At 45.4% G+C, this 2524-nt stretch carries 3 protein-coding genes; 1 reads left to right on the forward strand and 2 read right to left on the reverse strand.

Translation table 11 applies throughout. The features are described 5' to 3' along the window. Positions 1-395 precede the first annotated feature (395 nt). Positions 396-602 carry a hypothetical protein gene (locus F6K49_RS40865; RefSeq protein ID WP_293106698.1) on the forward strand — a complete coding sequence of 69 codons (207 nt, stop codon included), beginning with the start codon at positions 396-398 and terminating at the stop codon, positions 600-602. 156 nt (positions 603-758) lie between these two features. Here the strand turns inward: F6K49_RS40865 and F6K49_RS40870 are convergent, their stop codons facing one another. Together F6K49_RS40870 and F6K49_RS40875 are read right to left on the reverse strand one after the other, a co-directional pair. Then, on the reverse strand, positions 759-1346 hold the full coding sequence (locus F6K49_RS40870; protein WP_293106703.1) for a hypothetical protein: 588 nt from the start codon (positions 1344-1346) through the stop codon (positions 759-761). 176 nt (positions 1347-1522) lie between these two features. Next, positions 1523-2401: an NAD(P)-dependent oxidoreductase gene (locus F6K49_RS40875; RefSeq protein WP_293106708.1), complete on the reverse strand. Its 879-nt coding sequence runs from the start codon at positions 2399-2401 to the stop codon at positions 1523-1525. Positions 2402-2524: the final 123 nt, after the last annotated feature.

Below are 2524 nucleotides of genomic sequence, written 5' to 3' on the forward strand. Positions count from 1 at the left end.
GCTCCAAAGGAGCATTGTTTGGCCTGTCCTAAGAATCCCTTAAGGTAGCTTGAGTCCACGCAGCGGCTAGCTACCATCACACATAGTCACTTACAAAATTAATTAATTAATGGTTGGGGAAACAGGATTTTTCCCGACTCCACTACTCCCGACTCCCGATTCCCGACTCCCGACTCCCTCACAAGTTTGTTACAAAAATTTTCCAAATATGTTATAATATAAGATTATTTGTGCTATAATGAAATTACCGTGGGCGCTAAAGCGATGCAGCGCGGTCTTGGGGGAAACCCCCATGAGCGACTGCATCAAGAAACGTTCCACGGTAAGAGCCAGCCTCAAGAAGTTCACAGGAAAGGCTGGCTCTCGTCCCCCAGTTAAGGAGATAACTTATTATTATGACGTACTCTCAACGCCTATATCCATGGGCCGTGGTTAGGTTATTGCCCAAGATGCAACGAGTACTTGTTGGTCGTTTCCGCAATCGCTCGGATGCGGAAGGTCACATGGAGGCTCTGAAGCGGCTAATGCCTGATGGGAAATTTATCATTGTATTTGATATTGGCCAGGAGATAGAGGAAGGATCTGAGGAGAATAGGGAGTAGGGAGTAATTAGCTTTCAGCTTTCAGTTATCAGTGATCAGTTATCAGCTTATGGGTTAGGTCACAGGCTGGAAGCCTGTTCCACCCTACTTGAGGGGTTAGGTCACAGGCTGGAAGCCTGTGCCACAGCTGACCACTGACCGCTGACCACTGACCGCTCATTTACTACTCACAATAGTCTCCCAATTCTGAATCACTTGCTGCAAAGCTTCCGGGAGCTGGTTATGACCAATATCGGCATAACGTGTGGTACCAGCATTGCTGCTCAGAGTAACACTGATGTAATCAGCAGCACCAATAGGAGCAGGGTAACTGAGCTGATCAAACTGACCAAAGTCTACGTCTTTGTTGAGAAACTCTTCAAAGCCTTTGACATCTTGACGGGAAATGCGAGCAATCTCGGTGGGAGTGCTATTGCCATTTATCCTTATGTACTGCTGAATCACTTGTCCATTGTTGAGCAGACGGGTTTCAACGGTTTGACCAAAGAAACCACCGCTTGCGATCGCACGAAATACGGTATTCTTCTCTAGGGCTGGTGGTAATTCACTGCTGGGAATCGGTACTGCTGCCAGTAGGTCTTGATTGTCTACTGATTCAACCTGAGCGGTTGCGGTAGAGTTACCTGATGGTAAGAACTTACTTTGACCAGCTTGGCTAGTGACTGCACTAAAGGATAAAATTCCGGTTAATGCACAGGCAGCAATAATATAAGAGGATGGGGTGATTGCACGCAAGTTTTTCATCTGATTCCCTTGATTAGTTGAAGGTGTACCGATAGGCCAAGGTAGAGAAGTTAGCAGCAGTATCAAGACCAATTGCCAGTGTTTGCCTCTTTAGTTAGGACTATTGACTTGTGGGAGATTTGTTTTGTTTCGTGGTAACTACCGCACTAACGGTAGGGAAATCACCCCGTAAGCATTCAGACTTTCCCCCGTAACCCTTCCAATTGCTCCCGCACTGATAACGGTTGATATCCCAAACTAAATGCTAATGAACTATCCAATGACGTATCGGGAGATCTAGGAGCAGCCATCGGTACATCCTTTTGTAGACAGCGTCCTAAATTATCTTGGGAAAGCTCAAATACCTCAGCCATCAGGCAACCAAAGTCATAGCGAGAGATCCGTTCTTTTCCGCCCAGATTAACTAGACCTTGGACTTTCTCTAGCGCTAGTAAAAGTCCCTTGGCTGCTGTGGTGCCACTGACAGGGGTTCTAATTTCATCGGTAAATAAGCTCAATGGTCGCCCTTCTCTCAGGATTTTGAGGAAGGGTTGGATAAAGCTACTGGCAGTAGGGGGAGTGATGCCAAACATTAAGGGCATGCGGCAAATCGCGACTTTAGGATAATGCGATCGCATCCCTTCTTCTGCCATCACTTTTTGCTCACCGTAATAGCTGATGGGCGATACCGGATCAGTTTCTAGATAAGGAGGATTTAAACCATCGAAGACCAAGTCAGTAGAGGTAAACACGCAAGGGATATCATAATCTGCACTTAGTCGAGCAATATTGATAGAAGCTGTAACATTAATCGAGTATGATTCCTCTCGATGGGTCTGACAAAAATTAGGTTTAGATTGAGCTGCGGTATGAATTACTCCTGCTGGCTGAATCTCAGCAAACAGATGCTTCATGTCTTGGAATTCCCTCAAGTCAGCCTTTACTAGGCTTATTCCCGGAATATCTATTTTCTGGGTAAAATACGTTCCATAAATATCCCATTTTTCTTTAGCGAGCTGGCAAAGGTTCCATCCAAGGAAACCGCTAGCTCCTGTCACTAAGAGTTTTTTTCTCATCAAAATTTAGAGTTAGTAAGGGGGGAAAACAGATATCCTTGTTACTGTTCTATCTTTTGATTTCCTTAAGTGCCCATTAAATAAGCTGACAGCAGTCAGCGGTCAGCAGTCAGCTTAGATGGG

The sequence above is a fragment of the Moorena sp. SIO3I6 genome (assembly GCF_010672095.1).

Coding starts and splice junctions, on each gene's coding strand:
- F6K49_RS40865 (WP_293106698.1), top strand. CDS start 396: ATGACGTACTCTCAACGCCTATATCCATGGGCCGTGGTTAGGTTATTG.
- F6K49_RS40870 (WP_293106703.1), bottom strand. CDS start 1,346: ATGAAAAACTTGCGTGCAATCACCCCATCCTCTTATATTATTGCTGCC.
- F6K49_RS40875 (WP_293106708.1), bottom strand. CDS start 2,401: ATGAGAAAAAAACTCTTAGTGACAGGAGCTAGCGGTTTCCTTGGATGG.